Origin of the sequence: Providencia sp. M-27 (genome assembly GCF_011077905.1) — a bacterium.
In the GTDB taxonomy this organism is placed as follows: Bacteria; Pseudomonadota; Gammaproteobacteria; order Enterobacterales; family Enterobacteriaceae; genus Providencia; species Providencia huaxiensis.
In genome coordinates, this window is record NZ_JAALBT010000002.1 from 339,944 (window position 1) to 366,385 (window position 26,442).

18 protein-coding genes and 1 pseudogene are annotated in these 26,442 nt (G+C 42.7%); 4 read left to right on the top strand and 15 right to left on the bottom strand.

Annotation, left to right across the window (positions count from 1 at the left end; all coding sequences use genetic code 11):
• Positions 1-30 precede the first annotated feature (30 nt).
• The 12 genes and pseudogenes from baeR to purM all read right to left on the bottom strand — a co-directional run bounded on the left by baeR (position 31) and on the right by purM (position 19,580).
• Positions 31-744, bottom strand: a complete 714-nt coding sequence (baeR, locus tag G6Q48_RS04980) for a two-component system response regulator BaeR (RefSeq protein WP_102139813.1) — start codon at positions 742-744, stop codon at positions 31-33.
• Complete coding sequence (baeS, locus tag G6Q48_RS04985; RefSeq protein ID WP_102139814.1) at positions 741-2,129, bottom strand: two-component system sensor histidine kinase BaeS; 1,389 nt, start codon at positions 2,127-2,129, stop codon at positions 741-743. The genes baeR and baeS overlap by 4 nt, the downstream gene beginning before the upstream one ends.
• Entirely contained in the window at positions 2,119-5,220 is a 3,102-nt protein-coding gene (gene mdtC, locus G6Q48_RS04990) for a multidrug efflux RND transporter permease subunit MdtC (RefSeq protein ID WP_166264770.1), read from the bottom strand. The genes baeS and mdtC overlap by 11 nt, the downstream gene beginning before the upstream one ends.
• Positions 5,220-8,342 carry an MdtB/MuxB family multidrug efflux RND transporter permease subunit gene (locus G6Q48_RS04995; protein WP_166264773.1) on the bottom strand — a complete coding sequence of 1,041 codons (3,123 nt, stop codon included), beginning with the start codon at positions 8,340-8,342 and terminating at the stop codon, positions 5,220-5,222. Before G6Q48_RS04995 ends, mdtC begins: the two co-directional genes overlap by 1 nt.
• Complete coding sequence (locus G6Q48_RS05000) at positions 8,342-9,586, bottom strand: MdtA/MuxA family multidrug efflux RND transporter periplasmic adaptor subunit (RefSeq protein WP_166264776.1); 1,245 nt, start codon at positions 9,584-9,586, stop codon at positions 8,342-8,344. Before G6Q48_RS05000 ends, G6Q48_RS04995 begins: the two co-directional genes overlap by 1 nt.
• A gap of 248 nt (positions 9,587-9,834) precedes the next feature.
• The gene (locus G6Q48_RS05005) at positions 9,835-11,187 is read right to left on the bottom strand and encodes an MFS transporter (protein ID WP_166264779.1); all 1,353 of its coding nucleotides are present in this window, start codon (positions 11,185-11,187) and stop codon (positions 9,835-9,837) included.
• Positions 11,188-11,772: 585 nt separating this feature from the next.
• Positions 11,773-13,059 (bottom strand): annotated as a pseudogene (gene mgtE, locus G6Q48_RS05010) (magnesium transporter); the annotation flags it as partial.
• 360 nt (positions 13,060-13,419) lie between these two features.
• On the bottom strand, positions 13,420-14,949 hold the full coding sequence (locus G6Q48_RS05015) for an exopolyphosphatase (protein ID WP_102139820.1): 1,530 nt from the start codon (positions 14,947-14,949) through the stop codon (positions 13,420-13,422).
• A gap of 4 nt (positions 14,950-14,953) precedes the next feature.
• Entirely contained in the window at positions 14,954-17,023 is a 2,070-nt protein-coding gene (ppk1, locus tag G6Q48_RS05020) for a polyphosphate kinase 1 (protein WP_102139821.1), read from the bottom strand.
• Positions 17,024-17,077: 54 nt separating this feature from the next.
• Positions 17,078-17,665, bottom strand: a complete 588-nt coding sequence (gene speG, locus G6Q48_RS05025) for a spermidine N1-acetyltransferase (RefSeq protein ID WP_102139822.1) — start codon at positions 17,663-17,665, stop codon at positions 17,078-17,080.
• 236 nt (positions 17,666-17,901) lie between these two features.
• The gene (purN, locus tag G6Q48_RS05030) at positions 17,902-18,540 is read right to left on the bottom strand and encodes a phosphoribosylglycinamide formyltransferase (protein ID WP_166264782.1); all 639 of its coding nucleotides are present in this window, start codon (positions 18,538-18,540) and stop codon (positions 17,902-17,904) included.
• Positions 18,540-19,580: a phosphoribosylformylglycinamidine cyclo-ligase gene (gene purM, locus G6Q48_RS05035; protein ID WP_166264785.1), complete on the bottom strand. Its 1,041-nt coding sequence runs from the start codon at positions 19,578-19,580 to the stop codon at positions 18,540-18,542. Before purM ends, purN begins: the two co-directional genes overlap by 1 nt.
• 352 nt (positions 19,581-19,932) lie before the next feature.
• Here purM and upp point away from each other — a divergent pair, with 352 nt between their 5' ends.
• The 3 genes from upp (at position 19,933) to hda (ending at position 22,782) form a co-directional block, all read left to right on the top strand.
• Positions 19,933-20,559, top strand: a complete 627-nt coding sequence (upp, locus tag G6Q48_RS05040; protein ID WP_004253541.1) for a uracil phosphoribosyltransferase — start codon at positions 19,933-19,935, stop codon at positions 20,557-20,559.
• Between the two features lie 98 nt (positions 20,560-20,657).
• The gene (gene uraA / locus G6Q48_RS05045; RefSeq protein WP_166264788.1) at positions 20,658-21,953 is read left to right on the top strand and encodes a uracil permease; all 1,296 of its coding nucleotides are present in this window, start codon (positions 20,658-20,660) and stop codon (positions 21,951-21,953) included.
• 109 nt (positions 21,954-22,062) lie between these two features.
• Entirely contained in the window at positions 22,063-22,782 is a 720-nt protein-coding gene (gene hda, locus G6Q48_RS05050; protein ID WP_102139826.1) for a DnaA inactivator Hda, read from the top strand.
• Between the two features lie 43 nt (positions 22,783-22,825).
• Here hda and arsC read toward each other — a convergent pair whose 3' ends face one another.
• Entirely contained in the window at positions 22,826-23,182 is a 357-nt protein-coding gene (gene arsC, locus G6Q48_RS05055) for an arsenate reductase (glutaredoxin) (protein ID WP_102139827.1), read from the bottom strand.
• 12 nt (positions 23,183-23,194) lie between these two features.
• A complete protein-coding gene (locus G6Q48_RS05060) occupies positions 23,195-24,658 on the bottom strand; it encodes a beta-barrel assembly-enhancing protease (protein ID WP_166264791.1) in 1,464 nt (487 codons plus the stop codon).
• Between the two features lie 194 nt (positions 24,659-24,852).
• Here G6Q48_RS05060 and G6Q48_RS05065 point away from each other — a divergent pair, with 194 nt between their 5' ends.
• Entirely contained in the window at positions 24,853-25,917 is a 1,065-nt protein-coding gene (locus G6Q48_RS05065; protein ID WP_102139829.1) for an AI-2E family transporter, read from the top strand.
• A 47-nt stretch (positions 25,918-25,964) separates the two neighbouring features.
• On the opposite strand, the gene bcp is transcribed toward G6Q48_RS05065, so the two are convergent.
• Positions 25,965-26,435, bottom strand: a complete 471-nt coding sequence (gene bcp / locus G6Q48_RS05070) for a thioredoxin-dependent thiol peroxidase (RefSeq protein WP_004253548.1) — start codon at positions 26,433-26,435, stop codon at positions 25,965-25,967.
• Positions 26,436-26,442 lie beyond the last annotated feature (7 nt).

Consider the following 26,442-nt stretch of genomic DNA (forward strand, 5'->3'; position numbering starts at 1 on the left):
TCCCACAAAAATAGTATGTCTATTGGTTGGTTAATATTCATCCCAACGGTAGCCAAGACCATATATTGAGCGAATAAAGGTTTTTTCGTTATCGAGAGATTCTAATTTACGGCGTAAATTTTTGACGTGGCTATCAATGGTACGGTCAGTGACTACGCGGTGGTCGTCATATAAGATATCCAGTAACTGGTCACGGGAAAACACCATACCCGCATTGTCAGACATAAATTTGAGTAACCGAAATTCAGCGGGTGTCAGTTCAAGTAACTGTGAGCCATAGCGTACTTGAAAAGCATTTTCATCAATAATCAGTTTGGTTTGGTTATCGTTATTCGTTTGGCTGTTGTGCGCTGCCATGTTTGGCTGGCAACGACGTAAAATGGTTTTGACACGAGCCACAACTTCTCGCGGGCTAAAGGGTTTACAAATATAGTCATCAGCCCCAATTTCTAACCCTAATAAGCGATCAATTTCTTCAGTTTTTGCTGTCACCATAATAATGGGAACATCACTAAATTTTCGCAGTTCACGGCACACGGATATGCCGTCCATACCGGGTAACATTAAATCTAATAAAATAAGTGCGGGTTGATGTTGTTTAACATAGTCGATAACTTCATCACCACGCGCAATTAATGCGGGTTGATAGTTTGCAGCGTGTAAATAGTCAAACAGCAGTTGGCCTAATTTGGGTTCATCTTCCACAACCAAAATAGGGATATTGCTCTGTTCAGCCATGATCATAACCCTTTATCTTTTAATTGAATCGGTAAATTAATGGTAATTTTGACACCACCTAATGATGACGGTGTCGCGGAAATTGTACCATGATGAGCCTCAACAATATTATAGCAAATGGCCAGACCTAAACCGGAGCCGCCACTGGCACGATTACGAGAGCCTTCAGCGCGGTAAAAACGCTCAAATAAATGTTGGCATTGCTCAGCAGTAAGCCCTGGGGCGCTATCTTGCCAAATTATATTGAGCTGGTGTTGGTCTTGTGTGACTTGGATGGCAATTTTACCGTGCGGATCGGTATAGCGTAAGCTGTTTTCCATTAAATTATAGAACAACTGGGTGATGCGGTCAGGGTCTGCAAATACGTAGCCTTGCGCAATAAATTGCCGTTCAACCGAAAGTTGTTGGTCTTCTAACCGCCAGCGAGCTTGGCCTATTGCCATTTCAATTAAAGGAATGATATCGGTAAGTTGCATGCGGTAGACCAATGAGCCTCTATCCGATAACGAGAGCTGGTGGAGGTCATTAACCAGCTTAATTAAAGTTTGGGTTTCATTGAGTAGGGAATTAATTGTTTCGGGAGTGGCTTGCCGAACGCCATCTTGCACCGCTTCTAATTCGCCTCGTAGAACTGACAACGGCGTGCGGAGCTCATGGGAAATATCCGCCATATAATCACGCCGCATTTGTTCGTTTTTTTCAAGGGTCGAGGCCAGATGGTTAAAATCTTTAGCCAGTTGCCCAAGCTCATCGCGGCCAGATTCAGGAACCCGCGTAGCAAAGTCACCATTGGCGAGCCGGTTAGTGCCTTCGAGTAACCGCTTGATGGGTTTTAAAAAACTACGGGCAAGGAACAATGTGGCAACCAGAGCCACAAATAAAGACAGCCCAGCGATGATCCAGCTAGTGTACATCTGTTTGGTATCAAAACGGCGGTCAAGGGCGCTGCTAATCCCCGTTTCATAACTGGCAACAAGCCAGCCGACGGTATCTCCCTTGCTGGTAATAATAGGTTCACGGAGTACTTTGCTAGGTAAAGGCGTGTCTTGTCCGAAAATCAGCTTGTCCTGTGTATCATAAACCCAAAAAATTGTTCGCCAACGCTGGCGCATAGGGCCACGGTGTTGTTGGTGCTCTACTGAGCGCAAAATACGAAAGAAAATGCGTTCATTACCAATTAGAAAACCCCAATTGCCCATCTCTTCATACTGTTCCGCAAGGGCGGAAGAAACCAGCTCAACACGCTGTTGGTCATTTTCCTTTATATAATCAATAAAGCCGTGTTGAAAGCTCATGCGTACGCCCTGGTGCATAATCAGCACTAGCAATAAGCATGTTGCAAAAATAGCCAAAAAAAGCCGAGTGCTTACACTATTCAACCTAAGCTTCATGGTTATTCTCCGCGATTTTCTGCGTTAATGATTTTTTTCGCAGCCAACGTTGTCTCAAGCTATCAAAACTTAAATACACAACAGGAGTGGTAAATAAGGTCAGTAATTGGCTCATTATTAAGCCACCGACAATCGTGATCCCGAGGGGCTGGCGTAATTCCGCACCATCACCACTACCTAGCATTAACGGTAGCGCACCAAAAATAGCCGCGAGTGTCGTCATTACAATCGGGCGAAAACGTAATAAACAGGCACGGAAAATGGCTTCTTGAGCCGTTAAACCCGCCGTTCTTTGTGCTTGAATAGCGAAATCCACCATAATAATGGCGTTCTTCTTGACGATCCCAATTAATAGCATGATGCCAATTAAGGCGATTAAGCTAAATGGAGTGTCGAATAGTTCAAGGGCTAGTAATGCTCCGACTCCTGCAGAAGGGAGGGTTGATAAAATAGTCAGTGGATGAATATAACTTTCATACAATATGCCCAGTACTAAATAAACAGTCACGATGGCGGCTAAGATTAAAAACAATTGTGATTGTAAGGTTTCTTGGAATATCTGTGCCGTTCCTGCAAAAGAGCCTCTTACTGTTGATGGCACGCCAAGTGCGGTCATGGTTTTTTCAATTTCGACAATGGCATCATTTAAGGTATAACCGTCTGCGACATTAAACGCAATAGTGGATGACGCTGATAGCCCTTGGTGATTCACGCTTAATGGGGCATTGGCAGGCTGCCAACGCGCAAAATAAGACAGAGGGATCGCTTCACCATCTTTATTGATAACAAACATCTTATTGAGGGAGCTGACATCTTGCGTATATTCAGGGGCAACTTCCATCACCACTTTATATTGGTTCATTGCTTCATAAATAGTGGAAACTTGGCGCTGACCAAATGCATTGTTGAGCAAGCTGTTGGCTTCACGAACATCAATACCTAATTGAGCCATTAAGTCCCTGTCGTAGGTGATCGCCATTTCTGCGCCTTTGTCTTCCTTATCGGAGTTCACATCGGTCAGCTGTGGTAATTCGCCAAGTGCTTTACGGATAGCAGGTTCCCAGTCACGTAATGCAGAAAGCTCATCTGCAAGCAGGGTAAACTGGTAGCTGGCATTGGCTTGTCGGCCACCAACTCGAATATCTTGCACTGGCATCATAAACAGGTTAGCCCCCGGTTCATTGGCTAATTTCGCGCGTAATCGATTAATGACTTCAGCTGAGCTTTCCGTGCGTTCACTCAGTGGCTTTAATGAAATATACATAAAACCGCTATTTACCCGACTACCGCCAGTAAAGCCGGTGACATTATCTGTCGCTGGGTCGGCTTTAACTTGCTGCATAAAACGGGTCATTTTCTCTTTCATCGACTGGAATGAAATGCTTTGGTCTGCGCGAACAAAGCCCAGCACTCGGCCAGTGTCTTGTTCAGGGAAGAAGGTTTTTGGAACGGTAATATACAGATAAACGTTCAAGCCGATTGTGGCAAATAGCACCGCGAGAACACTACGGCGATGTCCAAGCACCCATTTTAAAGCAACGCCATAACTTTCTTGCAAACGCAATAACACACGGCCAAACCCACGATGCTTGGCTTTGACGTTGTGAGGGCGTTTCTTCAGTAAATAAGCACACATCATGGGGGTAAGCGTTAGCGAAATCACCAATGAAATACCGATAGCGGTTGCAAGGGTAATGGCAAATTCGCGGAATAAACGACCGACCAGCCCATCCATAAGCAGTAGTGGAATAAAAACCGCGACTAAGGAAATGCTCATGGAAACAACCGTAAAGCCGACTTCATGCACGCCTTTCACCGCAGCAATAAATGGTCTTGTACCATTTTCAATGTGGCGTGAGATATTTTCTAATACGACAATCGCATCATCGACTACAAAGCCCGTCGCAACTGTTAATGCCATCAATGACAAGTTATTTAAACTAAAACCACATAAATACATGGCTGTAAAAGTTCCAATCAATGAAACGGGGACGGCAATTGCAGGGATCAAAGTAGCGCGACCTGAACGTAAGAACAACAGCACCACGAGGATCACCAAGGCAACGGCAATCAGTAGAGCACGTTCCACTTCGGCTAGAGACGCGCGGATGGTTGGTGTCCGGTCTTGTGCCACTTTTAAATCAATAGCGGCAGGGATCATGTCATTGAATTCAGGTAACTCAGCACGAATTCGATTCACTGTTTCAATGATATTGGCACCCGCTTCGCGGCGAATAACAATCAAAATAGCCGGTTTACCGTCTGCCATACCGGCAGCGCGTACGTTTTCAATGGAATCTTTAACATTGGCGACATCGCTGAGCTTTACAGCATTGCCTTGACTATAATGAACAATAATTGGCCGATAATCTGCCGCTTTTTTTAACTCATCATTAGTCTGTACTTGATAACGTTTTTCGTCATCATTGATATAGCCTTGCGGTTGGCGAACGTTAGCACTACTGATGGCTGAACGCACGGCATCAAGGGAAACCCCTTGATTAAATAGGGCAGTTGGGTTGAGTTCAACCCGCACGGCAGGGAGCGAGCCGCCACCAACTGAAACTTCACTAACCCCTTCAATTTGGGCAATTCGTTGGGCTAAACGCGTCGAAGCAATATCATAAATCTCACCAGTATTCAGGGTGTCTGAGGTCATGGTCAAAATCATAATTGGCGCATCAGACGGGTTTGACTTGTAATAACGTGGGCGGCTTGGCATTCCGCTGGGCAGCAGGTTTTGTGCGGCATTAATCGCAGCTTGCACTTCACGTGCCGCGTTATTAATGTCTTTGTCGAGATTAAATTCAAGGGTAATGGTGGTTCGACCAAGCGCACTGCTTGAGGTCATTTCACTAATACCCGCAATACTGCCTAAAGAGCGTTCAAGCGGCGTCGCTACGGAGGAGGCCATGGTTTCGGGTGATGCCCCAGGAAGTGACGCTGTCACGTTAATCACAGGGTAATCCACTTGAGGCAACGGAGAAACCGGTAAAAACAGAAAACTCAGGGCACCACACAAGGTAATCGCAACGCTAATAAGCGTGGTTGCTACCGGGCGGCTAATAAACAGAGCAAAGAAGCGCTTCATTATGACACCTGTGCCTTCTTCGCTTGGCGACGGTCTTTAAAGTAATGAGAAAGACGGTCGAACAATAAGTAAATAACCGGTGTGGTAAATAAAGTGAGGATTTGGCTCATAATTAAGCCGCCAACCATACAAATTCCTAATGGCTGGCGTAATTCAGCACCGACACCGGTACTTAGCATCAATGGTAAGGCACCCAGCAAGGCCGCCATAGTGGTCATCAAAATTGGGCGAAAACGCAGCAAGCATGCTTGGTAGATGGCATCATAAGGGGACATTCCCTGTTCACGCTCTGCCGCAAGGGCAAAGTCAATCATCATAATGGCATTCTTTTTCACGATACCAATTAATAAGATGATGCCGATGACCGCAATAACATCAAGATCTTTCCCTGCCATCATTAAAGCGAGTAGTGCGCCAACCCCGGCTGTCGGTAGGGTAGACAAAATAGTAATCGGGTGAATGAAACTTTCATATAAAATGCCCAATACGATATACATCGCCACAATCGCAGCTGCAATTAACCAAATAGTGCTGCTTAATGCCGCTTCAAAGGCTAAAGTCGCCCCTTGGAATTGTGTGGTAATGGATTTTGGCATAGCAATTTGTGATTCGGCCAATTTGACGGCATTGACGGCAGACTCAAGCGAAGCACCATCTGCCACATTAAACGAGAATGTCACAGCGGGGAATTGGTCGAGGTGATTAATGGCTAATGGCCCATTACCTTCTTGAATATTCACTAAAGTGCTCAGTGGCACAATGGCTCCATCAGTCCCTTTTAGACGGATATCATTCAGCGCATCCATACCATCACGGGTTTGTGTGTCATGTTCTAATATCACACGATATTGATTTGACTGCGTATAGATAGTCGAAATCATTCGCTGCCCAAATGCATTATATAAAGCGTTATCAATGGCTGACATCGTGATACCAAAACGACTTGCTGTATCGCGGTTCACATTCACATAAGCAACTAGCCCTTTATTTTGCCAATCACTACTGACATCAGTGAGTTCAGGTTGTTGTTCTAGGGCGTCTAACAAGCGTGGAACCCAAGTGGTTAATTCCTCTAGTGAACCGGCTTGTAAAGTGAATTGATACTGCGTCCGTGCAACTTGCGTATCGATGGTGAGATCTTGCATGGGTTGCAGATATAAATTCACCCCTGCAATGTTATCCACGGATTGTTGTAGACGATCAATAATCGCCACCACTCTATCTTCACGTTGATCAAGGGGCTTTAAGGTAATTTGCAAGCGTGCATTGTTTAATGTTGGGTTATTCCCATCAACCCCCACATAGGTGGTGACATTGTCGACCGCAGGATCTGCTAATAGCTTTGATGCGACTTCTTGCTGCTTCTGAGCCATGGCATCAAAAGAAATGGATTGACGGCTTTCAATTGAGCCTTGAATAATTCCACTGTCTTGCAACGGGAAAAACCCTTTTGGGATCCACATATACAGCAAAACAGTCAGTACCATGGTGCCAAGTGCCACAGAAAGGGTTAACCATTGGTGATTAAGAATACGCTTTAACCAAATTGCGTATCCAGCAACCATATGGTCAAAAAAGCGCTCACACGCTAGTTCAAAACGGTTATGTTTATGTTGTGACTCCGGTTTTAATAAACGGGCGCACATCATTGGGGTTAACGTCAAAGAGACGACAGCGGAGATCAAAATAGCCACAGCCAAGGTAATGGCAAATTCGCGGAATAACCGACCGACAATATCCCCCATAAATAACAGAGGAATTAACACCGCAACCAAAGAAAAGGTGAGGGAGATAATGGTAAACCCGATTTCACCTGCCCCTTTGAGTGCAGCGACCAGTGGTTTATCGCCTTTTTCTAAATAGCGAGAAATATTTTCAATCACCACAATCGCATCATCGACCACAAAACCGGTGGCGATGGTTAAAGCCATTAGCGTGAGGTTGTTGACAGAAAAACCACAAAAGTACATCACAGCAAAAGTACCAACGAGCGACAGTGGTACGGCAATGCCTGGTATTAAGGTGGCAATTCCATTGCGTAAAAACAAGTAAATCACCATCACCACGAGGGCAATAGCTAACATTAACTCAAACTGTACATCATTAACGGACGCTCGAATGGTACTGGTTCTATCGGTTAAAATATCGACATTAACCGATTTAGGTAAACTTTCAATTAATTCAGGTAACAGCGAACGAATGGTATCGGTGGTTTCAATCACGTTAGCGCCGGGCTGCCGCTGAACATTGATCACAATCGCTTGCTCATTATTCGCCCATGCCCCTAAATAGGCATTTTCAGCCCCTTGTGCAATCGTTGCGATATCACCTAAACGCACTGGCGCACCATTTTGGAAGGCCACAATAAGTTGACGATAGTCGTCAAGTGACTTCATTTGGTCGTTAGCAGAAAGTGTAACCGCCCGCGTAGGGCCATCGAAGCTCCCTTTGGCGGAGTTGACGTTTGCATTGTTAATGGCAAGGCGGATCGTTTCGCTATCCAGCCCTTTGGCTGCCATGGCTTGTGGGTTTAAATTCACGCGAACTGCAGGGCGTTGGCCACCGGCTAAGGTGACTAAACCCACCCCATTAACTTGGGATATTTTCTGGGCAATTCGCGTTTCAATAATATCCTGTACCTGCGTTAACGGCATTGCATCAGAGGTAACCGCTAAGGTGAGAACAGGCGGGTCAGCAGGGTTAACCTTATTATAAATCGGAGGATAAGGTAAATCAGAAGGCAGTAAGCTACTGGCGGAGTTAATCGCAGCTTGAACTTCCTGTTCCGCGACCTCTAAAGGTAACGTTAATTGGAACATTAATGTGATAACTGAAGCTCCCCCTGAGCTTTGCGATGACATCTGTTTAAGACCCGACATTTGCCCAAACTGGGTTTCCAATGGCGCAGTCACCGCAGAGGTCATCACATCGGGGCTAGCTCCCGGGTAAAGGGTAACAACTTGAATTGTCGGGTAATCGACTTCGGGCAGGGCTGAAACAGGTAAGAAGCGATAGCCGATGATCCCTGCAAGTAATATAGCCACCATGAATAATGTGGTAGCAACAGGGCGCAAAATAAATAAACGAGAAGGCCCACCGCCTTTTAACATTTCAGGCTGCATTACGCTTTCTCCGCGCTATTCGGTTTACCTTTGCGAGGCTCTTTTTTGGCAATGCTTTCAGGGGTAACGACTTCAACCGTTGTGCCATCGGTGAGTTTATCAACACCATCGGTGATGACTTTGGTATTTGCAGCAAGTCCGCTTTCAATAACCACTTGTTGGCTGTCTTGCATACCCACGGTTACATTGTGTTTGCTGACTTTATTATCATCACTTAATATCCAGACATAATGGCCTTCATTACCCATTTGCAGTGCTGCTGTTGGGATCACCACAGCATTTTGTAGCGTTTCAACTTGCATTTTTACGTTAACAAATTGATTTGGAAAAAGTTTTTCTTCTTCATTAGTAAAGCGCGCTTTTATTTTCAGCGTGCCTGTCGCGGCATCAATTTGGTTATCAGTACTGAGTAGCTCACCACTTGCGATTAGCGCGATATTGTTTCTGTCCCAAGCTTCAATCAACACTTTCTCACCAGAGGATTGGGCCTGTTGGATAGCGGGAATATCGCCTTCAGGTAACGCAAAAAGGACATCTGCAGGTTGAGTTTGCGTGATAACAACAAGAGGGGTTGAGGTTCCCGCAGAGATAAAGTTTCCGACATCCACTTGTTTTAAACCAACACGCCCTGAAATTGGAGCGGTAATTTTACTGTAGGTTAACTGAAGTTTGGCGTTGTCGACGGCTGCTTGGTCGACTTTAATACTGCCTTGAGCCTGTAAGACCGCCGCTTTTTGGTTATCTAGCTCTTGTTGCGAAATCACTTTAGTACCAGCAAGCTTTTGGTAACGAACTAAATCTAATTGTGCATTCGCTAATGTTGCTTTGTCTTTAGCCAATTGGCCTTCCGCTTGTGATAGCTGAACTTCAAATGGGCGAGGGTCAATTTGTGCCAATAAATCTCCCTTATTGACGTGTTGCCCCTCGGTAAAATACAGCTGCATTAACTGGCCTTCAACACGGCTGGTTACTGTGACAACATTTGCAGCCTGTACTGTGCCTAAACCTGATAAAAAGCGAGGAACAACTTTTTGTTCAGCCACGGCAAACTGCACAGGAGCTAAAACACGTGGTGGGCGGCCCATTGCGCTTCGTTGTGAATTCGGTTTTGCTACCACATCAGTAGATTGTGTATCTGATTGTTTTTCTTGATAATAAAAATACCAAGAAGCGCCAGCTGCCGCAATAATGGCAATAAAAATGGCAGAGCGAATAAAAGGTTTACGTTGTTTTTGTTTATTCATTTTGGGTAATTCGCTTAACTCAAAAAAGTGGATGAGATCCGTCAGGCTGTATACTAAAAAACTAACAAAAAAGAGTCAGTTAGACATATTAGTAGTTTAACGTGATAGGTACAAAGAAAAATGGAGGAAATATGAATAAGTGTCAATTTCTGTACTTATCGGCTTCTGCGCTTGTAAAGGTGGGAGTAGGCGAAATTAACTTTTTTATGAAATAGATTTGCACCCTAATAAATAGGGTGCAATAGATTTTATAGACTAGAAGTGTTTAGGACTGCAGATTTTTCGTTTGAAGGCTCAGAATTGACTGTCCACCCCTTCCAAGATAATGGGATAAAGGCCACAGCAACCGCTAATAATGAGACGCCAGCGACATAATAAGCCGGTGCCATGTGAGACTGCTGCAACCAAGCTCCGGTCAATATTGGTGTTAAACCACCAAAAATTGCATAAGCCACATTGTAAGCGAATGACAGGCCAGAGTAGCGAATTTCAGGTGGAAATGCGCGGGTACTGATAATCGGTGTGGTTGCAATCGCACCAACAAAGAAGCTCATCAAACCATAGTTGAAAATCAACGTACTTGCAGCAATATCAGTGGATAATGACGAATAGAAGTAAATTGCGGTTACGGCTAATCCACCCCACGATAAAGTCATTGAGGTACGTGTGCCAGTTTTATCGCCTAACCAACCCCAGAAGATACAGCCTAATGTTAAGGTTAAAGTCGCTGCACAGTTGGCTTGCAATGCAATATTACGGTCAATGTTATAGATCCCTTTTAACACAACATCAGGTGTCATCAAAATGGTCACAACGATGGCGGTTGATAATGACCACGTCAGTGCAGCGGTGATCATACAAGCTTGTTTATGAGATTTAATGACGGTTTTGACTGGTAACTCTTGTGATAAGGCTTTTTTGGCTGCCAGTTCTTTGAATATCGGAGTTTCTTGTAAAAAACGACGTAAATACACAGAAATAAACCCAAAAATACCACCAAGAATAAATGGAATACGCCATGCAAAATCATGAATTTCAGTTGTGCTATAAGAACGCTCAATAATAATGGCGACGATAGAGCCTAATAAAATACCACCAGTGATCCCAGAAGTCAGTGTACCAACCCCTAAGCCATAGCGTTGTTTTGGTGTATGTTCTGCAATGAATACCCAGGCACCTGGCATTTCACCACCAATCGCGGCACCTTGCATAATACGCATTAACAGCAGTAATAATGGCGCGGCAGCACCAATGGTTTCAAAAGTAGGTAAGAAACCAATAACAAATGTTGGAAATGCCATTAAGAAAATACTGAGGGTAAACATTTTCTTGCGGCCAATTTTATCCCCGAAGTGAGCCATAATAATGCCACCAAGAGGGCGGGCAAGGTAACCTGCTGCAAATAGACCCAGTGTTGCCATTAGCGCGAGAAATTCGTTATCCCCTGGGAAAAATAGCTGGGAAATAATTTTTGCGTAAAAAACAAAGATAACGAAGTCGTAAAACTCAAGAGTTCCCCCTAAAGAGGATAAGCCTAATGTTTTATAGTCTTCTTTGCCCAAAGGCCTCGCAGAGGGCTGGCTGGCGGTTTGCGGTGTCATTATAGTTTCCTTCTAACTACCTGAAATACTAAATTGCATAAATTCAAAATAATAAGCATTGGCTCATAATAATGAGCTAATCATTTTTATTGGTGCAGATAAGAGGTATAAAACGTTGGGTGGGTATAACTTAGTTTAATACACAGTATCTTTTTTGCATGTGTATATTTATAGCAGGAAATTCTATATTCTGTAAACCTCAACCCCAAAAACAAGCTCAACATTCCAGTTAGTTTGCTTTTGTTAGGTTATTGATTTGGCGTGACGATAAATAACCTTATATGATGTTAATAATATTAATTTTGCAGAATATCGTATATTTAAATTAGCCAATTATAGTGTTAATAATATTTAATTTAATAAATTCTTACTGAATTATAGTAAGTAAATATTACCTAATTATTTTCTATTATAATTAATTTTATTAATCAAGATAAACTAAATAACTATAAAAGCATTTAATTAGCAGATAAATGAAATGGCGGTTTGTGGAATTTTGGTTTTTTAGCTGGGTTTTATTGTTGGAGGAAGTGTTTTGTAAATCGCACGCGCCCAGCAGGGACACAGGACGCGTGCAAAGCAAATTTAAACGAGGAAAAGAGTGGCTAAACCAAGGAAAATAAAGAAACCGCCTGTATCTGTGATAGCGGTGATCATCACGCTAGAACCGATAGCAGGGTCCTTGCCCATTTTCAGCATAATGAGTGGGATCAGCACCCCCATAATCGCGGCCATTAACAAGTTTAAGATCATCGCTAATGTCATGACTGCACCCATAGCGATATCGCCATACAGGAAATAGGTGACCACACCCATTATTCCTCCCCAAACAACCCCATTAATAAAGGCGACACCAAGCTCCCTTAACATTAAGAAAGAGAAACTGTTGTTTTGTATTTGGTGCAGGGCAATGGCACGAACAATCATGGTAATGGTCTGGTTCCCCGTATTACCGCCAATTCCTGCAACAATAGGCATTAATGTGGCAAGGGCAACTAATTGGGAAATCGTATCTTCAAAAACGCCAATCACACGTGAAGCGACAAAGGCGGTACATAAGTTAATGGCTAACCATGTCCAACGGGTTTTAACGGCTTGGCCGACAGGGGCGAAAACGTCTTCTTCAGGGCTTAACCCCCCCATACGACGAATGCTGTTATCGTTTTCTTCACTAATATTATCAACGATATCTTCAACCGTCAGGCGGCCCATTAGTAGGCCGCTGTTATCAACAACAGCCGCAGAAATTAAGTCATAACGTTCGAACGCACTCGCTGCATCTTCGCCTTTTTCATCCGGTAAGAAGGTCACAGTGTCGGTTTTCATAACGTCAGCGACTATTTTTTCAGGGGATTGCGTTAAAATAGTGGTTAGTGGCAATTCACCTTGTAGATAATTATTGTTATCGACAACGAAAATTTTATCGGTCGCTTCTGGAACCTTGCCACGTTGGCGTAAATAACGTTGAACTGTCTTTAACGTTACATTTGGGCGTACGGTGACGAATTCAAAATCCATCATTTGGCCGACGCTATCTTTCGCATATTGTAAAACTTCGCGAATGCGGCTACGTAGGCTAGGTTCTAAATAGGTAAGGAGCCGACGCATGGTGTCACGGGGTAAATGCTCAGCAATATAGGCTTGTTCGTCGACATGTAAGCTAGCAACTGCGCGCAATAGCTCTCTGTCAGACATATCCTTGATTAGGCTATCCCAAACAGAAACGGAAGCCTCAACTAACACTTCACCACGTTCGTTGTTATCAACAAGACGCCATAACGCAAGACGCTCATCATAAGGGAGCATTTCTAAGATATCGGCGATATCCGCAGTGTGTAAATCAAGTAGCAATTCTTTTACAAGACTAATTTTTTCACTAATTGCTTTGTCATCAATACTGACGTGTTGGTCATTTTCAACAAGCGCATGGACGAACTCTTCGTCGTCTAAAAATAGCGTCAGGATTTGCTGGCGAATATGTGCCAGTTTTTGTGAATGCGGGTTGACTGTTGGCAACGCATCGGTTGAGAAAGCAGATTGTGACATTTTAATCCTTAAAGCAATAGCAGCGCAAAAGCGCTTTTTATGAATTCGCCTGCGAGCGGACGAAATTTATTATCATTATTGTCGCCTATTTAAATAATATATCAAATAGTTGAGTCAAATAAGCGGTGATTTTCAAGTCATCAAAGATGAATAATAAGAACAAATCACTACAATAATGGCCGCAAATTACTCATTTTCTGCACAAATAGTTAACGACCAACCGGGAACATCTTCCCAATAGCCACTTTCCTTTTCTAAATCTAATAACATCAATGCATTTTGCACGAGATATTCAGATGGTAAATAGAGAGTCCAGTGCCCATCATCCGTTTCTATCCGTAACGAAGAAGGGATTGTTGTAGATTGGCGTTGATTATTTAACAAAATGGCTAGCCGCAAAATTTGAATAAGCGGCATAAATTGTTTTCTTTTAAATAAATTAAATTTAGGGATATCGTCATACTTGATAGCCCTTCGATGGTTTCGCACCAATGTTGCCAGTAATAACTGCTGTTCTTGGTTAAAACCCGGTAAGTTGGTATTTTGCAATATATAAGCAGAATGGCGGTGCATGCCACTATGATTAATACTTAACCCGACTTCATGAAGCATAACCGCCCATATTAAAATGGATTCCAATTGTGGATTGAGCTGCTTAGGGTTTTGTTGCCCCCACTGGAAATAAAGCTCTTCCATCGTTTTTAATACGCGTTTAGCTTGCTCCCTATCGATATTATAGTGCTCAGCAAGGCTTAATGCAGTACGCTGACGGATATCTTGGTGGCGAAAGCGGCCTTCCATTTCATATAAAACACCTTCACGCAATGCACCATCAGATAAACGTAACTCTTTAATTTCTAAGGAATCAAATACGGCAAGTAAAATGGCTAAACCTGGAACAAATACGTGTTTACGTTCATTAGAGAGACCGAGTATATTTAGTGCGCTAAATGACTTATATTTCAACGCCATTTGCTTGATTTCGATAAGGCGTTCACGGGTGATAATACCGTCTTTATAGCCTAATTCTTGTATCACACTATGGGCAGCTTTGATGGTGCCAGAGGCGCCCATCGCTACATCCCAAGTTTGTTTCTTAAATAAAATCGCGGTGCTTTCTAGCTTTAAGCAAGCCCCTAGGTAGGCTCGATTAAAAAACTCAGGGTTAATTTCTTCATTTGGGAAGTAAGTGCGAGCAAAGCTCACACAGCCCATTCGGCGGCTTTCAATCAAAAGCGGTTCAAACTTTTCACCAATGACTAACTCAGTTGAACCTCCACCGATATCAAGTACTAATTTGCGACCTTTCTCGGGTTGGGTATGTTCAACGCCCATAAAAATCAATCGAGCTTCTTCTTGGCCTGAAATGATTTCAATAGGATAGGGCATGATTTCTTTAGCGCGTTGTAAAAACAGTTTTACATTGGTTGCGACACGTAATGAATGGGTGCCAACAATACACACATTTTCAGGGGAAAAACCTTGCAACCGTTCGGCAAACAACGCGAGGCAGGCAAGCCCACGCTCCATGGCTTCTTCACTTAATTCATTCGTGTCACTCAGACCATCCGCTAGGTGAACACGTTTTTTTAAACGGGTGAGAACTTGCAATGCACCGTTCACAATACGGGCAATGACCATATGAAAACTGTTGGAGCCTAAATCTATAGCCGCAATTTCTTGTGGTCTCGGTGTTGAGGCGTCGGTTATTGGCATATTTTTAAGCTCTTGTATCAGGTGTTTCGATTGATTTTAAATAATCATACACAGCAAGCTGGGCCTGGATTTTACGTTTATTTCCGCGTGGAACATAATGATTACTTAAATCTTTGTCAACATAACGTGCTTTTACGGTATCGCTAAATTGCAGCTCTAAAATATCCAACACCCGCTGTTTCAAATGTGGGTCGACTAAGCTAACGGCAACTTCAATGCGGTAGTCAATATTGCGCGTCATCCAGTCAGCGGAGGAAATAAAGACTTTTTCGTCACCCGCATTGGTGAAAACATAGACACGGTCATGCTCAAGGAAGCGGTCAACAATACTGGTTACTTGAATATTTTCACTGTAGCCAGCTTGACCCGCCACTAAAGAGCACATCCCCCTGACTAACAAACGAATTTTGACACCCGCATTGGAGGCATCATACAGTTTGTCAGTTAACTCTTTGTCGACTAAGTTGTTGATTTTTAATGTAATGCCACTGGGCCGTTCAGCGAGCGCATTCTCGATTTCTTGGTCAATTAAGGCCATTAAACGGATCCGTGTATTTTGTGGAGACACCATTAAATTATCGAAAGTCACTGGGCGGTAAGGGTTCTCAATAAAGCTAAATACCCGACGAACTTCGTTGGTGATCAGCTCATTTGCAGTAAGTAGGGAGTAATCAGTATAAAGCCGAGCAGTTTTTTCGTTAAAATTACCCGTACCAATATGGGCATAGCGAACGATTTGGCCTTCTTCCATGCGTGAGATAATAAACAATTTTGCATGGATTTTAAGCCCAGGCGCGGAAAAAATAACATGCACGCCCGCCTCAGTTAACCGTTTAGCCCAATGAATATTGGCGGCTTCATCAAACCGCGCTTGTAACTCAACGACCACCGTGACTTTTTTTCCATTATGGGCGGCATGGATAACGGAATCGATAATACGTGAGTCTTTCGCGACACGGTAAATATTAATTTTAATCGACAATACATTCGGGTCAAAAGACGCTTGGCGCAATAATTCTAAAGTATGTTCAAAGGTATAGTAGGGATAATACAACAGAACATCACGTTCACGAATGGCATCGAAACCGTTACGAAAATTATCAAACCAACGATGACGCAGCCTTGGCAATGGCTTGTTTAATAAGTTTTTATTTCCCTCGTTCGGGAAGTTAATAAAATCTTTAAAATTGTGATAGCGACCGCCAGCAATCACGGAGTCATCACTGGATAACCCCAGTTTTTCACGTAAAAGAGCAACCATTTCGTCAGGCATATCACGTTGATAGACAAAACGGACAGGCTCTGCGGTTAAACGCTGTTTTAATGTGGATGACATTATCTCAAGTAAGCTCGATTCCATCTCTGTTGCGATGTCGTACTCTGCATCACGCGTCATTTTCATCGAATAGGCATTGAGCTTATCGTAATCAAAGAAGCCTTTGAAAATTTCATCCAGTGTATAGCGAAGGATATTGTCAATTAAAATCATTGACTTGCGGCGCTTTGGCATTTCAGGCGGTAGGTTAACAAACCGAGGTACTTTATCGGATGGAATTTCCAATAGTGCATATTGAATTTGGTTACCATTGATGATTTCAACGGCAAGATAAGTGTAGTCATCTTTTAGAAATTCAACGAGATTGGTATCAGGGTTAATTAATATTGGCGTAATATGCTGACGCAGATTCTGCCGGAAATATTGACGTAACCAAATCTGCTGGCGTGGAGAAATTTGGCGTTCGTTAATCAAGAATATTTGATTACGCGCCATTTCCAATAGTAAGTCATTATAGAGAATGTCGAACTCTTGTTCTTGTTTGGCGACTCTTGACTGAATTCTCTTTAGCAAGTGGCGAGCACCGCTTGCCGAACCCCGTTCTTCATTAATTAAAATACGGCGTTTGACGTCGGCGAAGCGGACTTTATAAAATTCGTCTAGGTTATTGGAATAAATTCCCAAAAAACGCATTCGTTCAATAAGAGGGTTACGCTTGTCGGCTGCTTCTTGTAAAACACGTTCGTTAAAAGACAGCCAGCTTAACTCTTTTTCATGATAGAGACGTTCTTGGGACATTCTAACTCCGTATTAGACTCTTGTTACTTTATGGCTATGATACCAGTCAGTTAGCTAAATGTGTTGTTTAATTGCTTTATCTTGGGTAATAACACTTTCTGGGTTTGCAAGTTGTTGTTTCATCGTAAAATACTGCTGCTGAAAAATACACATACGGATAGCAGTATGATAACGACCATTAACAAAGAATTCGTCGATCAGTTCGCCTTCAGTATGGAAGCCTAGTTTATTATAAATATGGATAGCTTTGACATTTTCTTTATCAACAATAAGATAAAGTTTATATAAGTTTAGTACGGAAAACGCGTAGTCCATTGCTAATTTTGCAGCGCGACTCGCATAGCCATGACCTTGATGGCTTGGTGCAATGATAATCTGAAATTCAGAGCGTCGGTGAATATAATCAATTTCTACCAATTCGACTAGGCCAACTTTCTCGCTATCATTTTCTACAATAAAGCGGCGTTCCGACTGGTCATGAATATGTTTATCGTAAAGATCGCTTAATTCAACAAAAGCTTCGTAAGGTTCTTCAAACCAATAACGCATAACACTGGCATTATTATCAAGCTGGTGAATAAATGCTAAATCTTCACGTTCAAGTGGGCGCAACCTAAACGGATGAACTTGCCCGGTAGTCATAAAAATACCTCTATTTAGTTAGGAAAAATGTTTTGTTTTTCGATTATAAGGATAACATTTATTTACGATAAAATAATGACACAGCACAGAGAGATTATCACCTTGTTGAAAAATAATTCATTTTACTTAGGGGGACGCAGTTTAACTCAATACTGTTTTATGTTATTCCATGTGAAATACGACGAAAAAAGGGTGGATATCCACCCTTAAATCTATATTTTTCGCGGTTACGAAAGTTACTCGTTAGCATAACCTTGCTGCGGTAAAATTTTGTTATCTAACACGGCTTTGCCTTTTTGCATCGTTAATCGGCCACTGATGAACCACTCAACGACTAAAGGATAAATCGCATGTTCTTGGGTTTTTATCCGCTCGATAATATCGTCTTCGCTATCTTGCTCAAAGATAGGCACTTTGGCCTGTAAAATAACCGGCCCGCCATCCAGCTCTTCAGTAACGAAATGAACGGATGTACCATGCTCTTTATCCCCATTTTCTAACGCTTTACGATGTGTGTGTAAACCGGGGTATTTAGGCAATAAAGAGGGATGGATATTGAGTAATTTACCCGCAAAATGGTTGACGAATTGGGCTGATAAAATGCGCATAAAACCGGCTAACACGACTAAATCAGGCTGAAATTGTTCAACTTGTGCGAGTAAGGCAGCATCATAGGCTTGGCGGTCAGTATACTGTTTCGCATCTAAATAACAGGCTGGGATCTCAGCCTGTTGTGCTCGAACAAGACCATAAGCATTTTCTTGATTGCTGATAACAGCAACAATTTGAGCGCCAATTGCCCCAGAGTGGCAGCTATCAATCAATGATTGTAAATTACTGCCACTGCCAGAAATGAGGACAACAATTTTTTTCATTAGCGGATCACAACCTGCTCTTCACCTGCGGGTAATGCACCAATGGTACCGATTTGCCATGCGTTTTCACCAAGTTTGTTCAGCAGAGCAAGCGCATTTGCGACTTCCTGTTGTGGCAGGGCAATAATAATACCGACACCACAGTTGAACGTACGGTACATTTCGTGAGTGCTAACATCACCAGCTTGCTGTAGCCAGTTGAAGACAGCAGGCCATTGCCAGCTGCTACCATCAATAATTGCTTGTGTGTTGTCAGGGAGTACGCGAGGAATATTTTCCCAGAAACCCCCACCTGTTATGTGTGCAATGGCGTGGATATTGCTATTTGCGATCAGTTCTAATACATTTTTAACGTAAATGCGTGTTGGCTCTAATAAGTGATCAGCTAAAGGTTTCCCATCTAATTGTGTTTCTTCTGGGTTAGTTTGACTGACTTCAAGGATTTTGCGAACTAACGAATAGCCATTTGAATGAGGGCCGCTAGACGCTAAGGCAATTAAAGCATCCCCAGCACTCACTTTGCTGCCATCGATGATTTCTGAGCGTTCAACTACGCCAACACAGAAACCAGCCACATCGTAGTCTTCACCATGGTACATCCCCGGCATTTCTGCGGTTTCACCACCAACTAACGCGCAACCCGATTGTTTACAGCCTTCAGCGATACCAGTGATCACACTCGCAGCGGTATCAACGTCCAGTTTACCGGTCGCGTAATAATCAAGGAAAAACAGAGGCTCTGCGCCTTGAACGATCAAATCATTGACACACATAGCGACAAGGTCAATCCCAATAGAGTCATGACGTTTTAAATCCATTGCTAAGCGTAATTTGGTACCGACACCGTCAGTGCCTGAAACTAAAACAGGCTCACGGTATTTTTGCGGTAGGGAACATAATGCACCGAATCCCCCAAGCCCGCCCATCACTTCAGGGCGGCGGGTTTCTTTTACGACACCTTTAATACGTTCAACCAAGGCGTTACCCGCATCAATATCAACACCGGCATCTTTATAGCTGAGAGAGGTTTTATCAGTCACTACGGCCCCCAAGGCAATTACATTTTTGAGAAAAATAACATCATTGACATTATTCTAACAGGCTAGGCAAACGTTTGCGATAGCTTTGTGTTGGAAATTTTTGGGTACTCATAATCAAAGGATATGAAAGCTAAAAAGCAGTACAGAGAAATAATAAATAGTTTTATTTAAATCAAATTTGCGGTTTGGCCAATTTCAACTTAACTGATATGAGGTATAATTTTAAAAAAAATTGTGTTAATCGTTGTTGTTTTGACCAAAATCAAGCGTTATCTAGTGGCAACCAAAGCTAAAAGAGGTATAATCCGGCGATTTTTTTGTCCGCCGCCGTCTTAAATAGTAGGAGAAACCCATGAAGATCGTTGAGGTAAAACACCCTCTCGTTAAACATAAACTCGGCCTGATGCGAGATCATGATATAAGCACTAAACGCTTTCGTGAACTGGCCTCAGAGGTTGGTAGCCTACTGACTTATGAAGCAACTGCTGACCTTGAAACTGAAAAAGTGACTATCGATGGTTGGTGTGGTCCTGTAGAAATAGAACAAATTAAAGGTAAGAAAATCACTGTAGTACCAATTCTCCGTGCTGGTATTGGTATGATGAATGGTGTATTAGATAGTATTCCAAGTGCACGTATCAGTGTGGTAGGTGTTTATCGTGATGAAGAAACACTGCAGCCTGTCCCTTATTTCCAAAAACTCGCATCTAACATTGAAGAACGTATGGCATTAGTCGTTGACCCAATGTTAGCGACGGGTGGCTCAATGATTGCCACCATTGATTTATTAAAAAATGCGGGTTGTACCTCAATTAAAATCTTAGTCCTTGTTGCCGCGCCAGAAGGTTTAAAAGCTTTGGAAGCTGCGCATCCAGATGTTGAATTATACACTGCTTCAATTGATGAGTATTTAAATGAAGAGGGGTATATCGTTCCGGGTCTCGGTGACGCCGGCGACAAGATATTTGGTACTAAATAATGATAAGCCGACTGAGAAGTCGGCTTTTTTTTGATTAATTGTAGAGACTCACTGCTTATTCAGTGATTAGCCATTTCGCTAAAAGAGGATAAAGTCACATGACTCGTCGCACCATCAGTGTTGAAGAAAGACCACCATTATTACAAACTATTCCACTGAGCCTTCAACATCTGTTTGCTATGTTTGGCGCAACCGTTATCGTACCCATTCTGTTTGGTGTAAACCCCGCGACAATTTTGCTGTTTAATGGGATAGGAACGCTGCTGTATCTATTTATTTGTAAAGGGCAGATCCCAGCTTATTTAGGTTCAAGTTTTGCATTCATTTCCCCTGTACTGATTTTGCTACCATTAGGTTATGAACTGGCGCTTGGCGGTTTTATTATTTGCGGTGTGTTGTTCTGTATTGTTGCATTGATTGTTAAAGTTGCAGGAAGGGGGTGGATTAACGTGATGTTCCCTCCAGCGGCAATGGGGGCAATCGTGGCCGTGATCGGTTTAGAGTTAGCTCAAACGGCTGCAGGCATGGCAGGGCTGTTGCCTAAAGATGGCGCAGTGGTTGATTCAAATACGTTAATTATCTCCCTGACGACGTTATCAGTCACTATCCTCTGTGCTGTCGTTTTCCGTGGGTTTCTAGCCATAATCCCGATTTTGATTGGTTTTTTATCGGGTTATGCTTTGTCCTATTTTATGGGTATTGTAGACTTCACGCCTGTTATTGAAGCGCCATGGTTTGCTATCCCGACATTTTATACACCACGCTTCGAATGGTTTGCCATTTTAACTATTTTACCTGCGGCTCTAGTGGTAATTGCTGAGCACGTAGGGCACTTAGTTGTCACTGCGAATATTGTTGAACGTGACTTAATGAAATCGCCAGGTTTACATCGCTCAATGTTTGCCAATGGGTTCTCTACAGTGATTTCAGGTCTCTTTGGCTCAACACCGAATACGACTTATGGTGAAAACATTGGGGTAATGGCCATTACCAAGGTATACAGTACTTGGGTGATTGGTGGCGCTGCAATTATCGCCATTTTATTATCTTGTGTCGGTAAGTTAGCAGCGGCTATTCAGTTAGTGCCGGTTCCTGTAATGGGCGGGGTTTCACTCTTATTATACGGGGTGATTGGTGCATCAGGTATTCGCGTGCTAATTGATTCAAAAGTAGATTATAACAAGCCACAGAATTTGATTTTAACCTCAGTGATTTTAATTATTGGTGTCAGTGGCGCGGTTATCCATATTGGGCAAGCTGAACTTAAAGGTATGGCACTGGCAACGATAGTCGGGATCTTTATGGCATTATTGTTCCGCTTTATTACGTTTGTTAGGCCTGAAAAGCAGTTTGTGACATCTGAAGTGCAAGAGCTTGATAGCAATAAAAAATAAGCCACAGAAACTTCCATATTGCCGTTCGATTGTTCGAGCGGCATTTGGTGACCGTTGTTATTCATCTATCCGTATTTTTTATGGTAAACTGCGAGATGAAAATTGATTTATACAGCCAGAGGCGCTTCTGAACACACCATCACAGCTTTCATTACCACTATATCTGCCAGATGATGAAACCTTTGCAAGCTTTTATGCAGGGGAAAATGGGGCGTTGCTGTCTGCTATTCAGTCTGCTATTAATCAACCGCATGGTAGTTATATCTATTATTGGTCGCGAGAAGGTGGTGGGAAAAGCCATTTATTACATGCGGCTTGCGCAGAACTGTCTGAACAAGGTATTGCAGTCGGTTATGTCCCTCTAGATAAGCGTGCGTATTTTGTTCCTGAAGTGCTAGACGGTATGGAACATTTATCACTCGTTTGTATTGATAACATTCAGTGTATTGCGGGTGATGAAGAGTGGGAAATGGCGATTTTCAATCTATATAATCGTATTTTAGAAATCGGCCGCACTTGTTTGTTAATTACTGGGGATAGGCCTCCGCGGCAAATTGAACTGAAATTACCCGATTTAGCCTCTCGCCTTGATTGGGGGCAAATTTATAAACTGCATCCACTCAGTGATGAAGATAAGATTTGGGCTCTTCAATTACGCGCTCGTATTCGTGGTTTCGAATTACCAGAAGATGTGTGCCGTTTCGTGTTAAAACGTCTAGATAGAAAAATGGGAACTTTGTTTGATATTTTAAACAAACTTGACCATGCATCCATCGTTGCTCAGCGCAAATTAACGATCCCTTTCGTAAAAGATATTTTAAAACTCTAACCGATTAAATGAGTTGGCAGCTATATAGCTGCCAAAACAGAGATTATAAAATTTCACACACCTGCTCAGGTGGACGGCCTAAACGTGCTTTATCCCCATTAACAACGATAGGGCGCTCAATCAACTTAGGGTTTTCATGCATCGCTTTGATGAGTTGATCTTGAGTTAAAGAGTCATCGGCTAATTTTAACTCTTTATATAACTCTTCTTTGGTACGCATTAATTGGCGTGCGTCTTTGAACCCTAGCATTTTAAGCAGTTTTTTGATTTCAGCCGCGCTTGGAGGAGTATTTAAATATTCAACCACGGTTGGCGTGATGCCTTTATCTGTTAAAAGGGCTAAGGTTTCACGGCTTTTAGAGCAACGTGGGTTGTGGTAAATCTTAATTGGATCCGTCATTATTTTAATTCCTTACGGTTTTGCATTTTGATCGCGTAATTGTAGTTTTCGAAGCGCATCAATGCGAGCGTCATAGCGCTGTTGTTCGTAACTGCCTAAACGGCTTTGGCGGCTAGCATCGCTGAGATAATTAATCGCAATGTCATAATTCCCTCGTAATGCCATCCCTTCTGCGTAAGCAGCAAGTTCTTCAGTACGTTTACCTTGTTTTGCGGATGCCTCGGCCAGTAAATCCCAGCCAATTGGGTCATCAGGGTAATCAAACGTATATTTATTCAACAAGGTTGTTGCTTCTTTATACTGATGATTGTTAATCAACGCATTGGCTAAGTTGACTATAAATACGGTGTTTTTCGGTGCTTTTTTCAATGCATTTTGTAAACGAGAGACCGCTCTAGACACTTGATGTTGTTCAATATCGACATCCGTCATACTATCGATAAACCAAGGGTTATCGGGTTGTTTCGCTAATAGTTCTGTCAGGATTTTCCCAGCTTCTGCGTACTTTTTGTCTTGGGAAAGGAGTAATGCTTTACCATACTGAGCCGCAATCTGTTCTTGTGCAGAACCTTTACCATAATTCTCAATGATTTGGTCTAAAGCATGGTGTTGATCTGTGCTATACATGGCCAAAATACGAACCCGAGCTAACATAAAATCCAGTGATGAAGGCACACTCACTTTAGGGTATTGGTTCGAGCGGTTTCTGGCATCCGCTAAACGGCTATCCGGTAAGGGGTGCGTTAGCAGGATTTCAGGGGGCTTAGACATATAGCGGGTTTGGTCTGACATGGTTTGCATGAAATCAGCCATGGCGTGTGGGTCAAAACCTGAGCGTCGTAACGTTTGTAGGCCAATGCGGTCTGCTTCTTGCTCATTGGCTTGGGTAAAGCTTATCATGCCTTGCTGCACCCCAGCCATCGTGCTGGTTAATGCTGCAAAACCAGCTTGAGGGTTTGCCATGACTAACAGTAAAGAACCAATAGTCCCAGCAATCGCGAGAGGCGTGGTGCTTTTCTGATCTTCCATCATTCGCGCGAGATGCCTTTGCGTGACGTGAGATATTTCGTGCGCCATGACGGAGGCTAACTGGCTTTCATTTTGGCTGTACCGAAATAATGCAGAGTGCAGCACGACATTCCCCCCAAAATAGGCGTATGCGTTAATATTGGGGTTGTTGACTAAGTAGAACTTAAACGGTGTTTTAACTGAGTCTGCATTTTTCACTAACCGCATGCCAAGTTTGTTAACATATTGGGTTAACAATGGGTCATAAATAAGAGGGGTGCTGGCGCGAATTTGGCGTGTGATTGCATCTCCCATAATAATTTCTTGGTTGATACTAAGAGTGCCTCCCGCCGTCGTTCCTATATCGGGTAAGGTATCTTCAATTGCGCTATAAGCAGGTAAAACTGCACCGTTCATTAGCGCAGCGATCATGAAAGCCAATAATGGATATTTTAAAGTTTTCTTCATGAAACGTGAGTATCCCATACAACATTTTAATTTAGGGTAAGTACCGACTTTATTTCGGGTATATTTAAGTAAGGCACCTAAAAACGCGAAAAGTTTAAAACACATGATAGCAAAAGCTATCGTAAAATCTGTTCTTCGGTATAATTTTCGTTACTTTAGGAACTGTCCTTTGTGTTATTCCCCAGGAGCAATAAATGCTGGAATTGTTTTTACAGTGGTATCGTCGGCGTTTTGCTGACCCACAAGCCATAGCCCTCTTTACATTACTCGTATCAGGGTTTGTGATCATCTTCTTTTTCAGCAGTATACTGGCTCCGTTGCTGGCGGCAATTGCTTTAGCTTATTTGCTTGAATGGCCAACAAATTTATTACAACGCATAGGGCTATCCCGTTCAGTTGCTGTTGGTATCATTTTGACCTTATTTGCTGGAATAAGTGCCATGGTTATTTTAATTATTGCGCCAACGGCATGGCAGCAAGGGATTAATTTGATGGCCGATCTACCAAATATGGTTAACCGGTTCAATGAATTTGCACAGAAACTGCCAGAACAATATCCCGCATTGGTGGATGTTGGCATCATCGATATGATGGCAGATAACCTCCGTAGCCGTATGTCAGGTATTGCAGACTCAGTAGTTAAAGCGTCAGTTGCTTCGTTAATTGGTATTTTTACTTTAGCGGTTTACTTAGTTCTCGTGCCATTGATGACATTTTTCCTTTTGAAAGATAAAGAACGCATTAGCAAAAGTTTTCTCAAGTTGTTACCCAAAAACCGTTTGTTAGTGGGGAAAGTTTGGGTTGAAATGAATGAACAGATCACCAACTACTTACGCGGAAAAGTCACAGAAATGGTGATTGTTGGGGTGGCAACCTATTTATGCTTTGCATATTTTGACCTGCGCTATTCTGTATTGTTATCGGTTCTAGTCGGGGTGGCGGTATTAATCCCTTATATTGGTGCGGTAGCGGCTACGATCCCAGTGGTTATTGTTGCGCTCTTTCAGTATGGTGTTGGCAGCGAGTTTTGGTACTTAATGTTGGCATATTTAGTGATCCAAGGTTTGGATAGCAACGTTGTTGTGCCTTTATTGTTCTCTGAAGCGGTGAATTTACATCCACTTGTGATTATTTTATCTGTTGTGATTTTCGGTGGGTTATGGGGCTTCTGGGGGGTGTTTTTTGCAATACCGTTAGCAACACTGATTAAAGCGGTTATTCATGTATGGCCGGAAGAAACAACGGAACCAACAAACTAGGTTAGGAATAGTGCTGTATGGGGACATACAGCACTATGCAGTGACGATTAAGCGTGTGTATTTATGTAATCAAGCACGATTTCGTGGTGGTTACTGGTTTTAAAATTGTCAAAGACGTGCTCTATTTTCCCAGTAGGGTCAACGAGGAAGCTAATACGATGAATTCCATCATAGGTTTTCCCCATGAATTGTTTTTCACCCCAAACTCCAAATTGCTCACATACTTGGTGGTCTTCATCTGATAATAAAGTGAAGTTCAACATCTCTTTTTCAGCGAAACGAGACAGTTTTTCTGGCTTGTCTGTGCTAATACCTAATACCTCGACACCTTTCGCTTTAAGTGTATCCATTTCATCACGTAGACCACACGCTTGAACAGTACAGCCAGGCGTCATCGCTTTAGGATAAAAGTAAACTAATACGCGTTGACCCTGATAATCAGAAAGATTGATGAGCTCACCATCTTGGTCAGGAAGGCTAAATTGAGGCGCCTTATCACCGGCTTTCAATGGGTTCATTACATAT

What these genes read in the sequence shown, in the direction of transcription:
- baeS (WP_102139814.1), bottom strand. Translation starts at nt 2,129, where the DNA reads ATGAAGCTTAGGTTGAATAGTGTAAGCACTCGGCTTTTTTTGGCTATT.
- upp (WP_004253541.1), top strand. Translation starts at nt 19,933, where the DNA reads ATGAAGATCGTTGAGGTAAAACACCCTCTCGTTAAACATAAACTCGGC.
- G6Q48_RS05060 (WP_166264791.1), bottom strand. Translation starts at nt 24,658, where the DNA reads ATGAAGAAAACTTTAAAATATCCATTATTGGCTTTCATGATCGCTGCG.
- ppk1 (WP_102139821.1), bottom strand. Translation starts at nt 17,023, where the DNA reads ATGTCCCAAGAACGTCTCTATCATGAAAAAGAGTTAAGCTGGCTGTCT.
- G6Q48_RS05005 (WP_166264779.1), bottom strand. Translation starts at nt 11,187, where the DNA reads ATGACACCGCAAACCGCCAGCCAGCCCTCTGCGAGGCCTTTGGGCAAA.
- speG (WP_102139822.1), bottom strand. Translation starts at nt 17,665, where the DNA reads ATGACTACCGGGCAAGTTCATCCGTTTAGGTTGCGCCCACTTGAACGT.
- purN (WP_166264782.1), bottom strand. Translation starts at nt 18,540, where the DNA reads ATGAAAAAAATTGTTGTCCTCATTTCTGGCAGTGGCAGTAATTTACAA.
- G6Q48_RS04995 (WP_166264773.1), bottom strand. Translation starts at nt 8,342, where the DNA reads ATGCAGCCTGAAATGTTAAAAGGCGGTGGGCCTTCTCGTTTATTTATT.
- G6Q48_RS05000 (WP_166264776.1), bottom strand. Translation starts at nt 9,586, where the DNA reads ATGAATAAACAAAAACAACGTAAACCTTTTATTCGCTCTGCCATTTTT.
- bcp (WP_004253548.1), bottom strand. Translation starts at nt 26,435, where the DNA reads ATGAACCCATTGAAAGCCGGTGATAAGGCGCCTCAATTTAGCCTTCCT.
- mdtC (WP_166264770.1), bottom strand. Translation starts at nt 5,220, where the DNA reads ATGAAGCGCTTCTTTGCTCTGTTTATTAGCCGCCCGGTAGCAACCACG.
- G6Q48_RS05065 (WP_102139829.1), top strand. Translation starts at nt 24,853, where the DNA reads ATGCTGGAATTGTTTTTACAGTGGTATCGTCGGCGTTTTGCTGACCCA.
- uraA (WP_166264788.1), top strand. Translation starts at nt 20,658, where the DNA reads ATGACTCGTCGCACCATCAGTGTTGAAGAAAGACCACCATTATTACAA.
- G6Q48_RS05015 (WP_102139820.1), bottom strand. Translation starts at nt 14,949, where the DNA reads ATGCCAATAACCGACGCCTCAACACCGAGACCACAAGAAATTGCGGCT.
- arsC (WP_102139827.1), bottom strand. Translation starts at nt 23,182, where the DNA reads ATGACGGATCCAATTAAGATTTACCACAACCCACGTTGCTCTAAAAGC.
- baeR (WP_102139813.1), bottom strand. Translation starts at nt 744, where the DNA reads ATGATCATGGCTGAACAGAGCAATATCCCTATTTTGGTTGTGGAAGAT.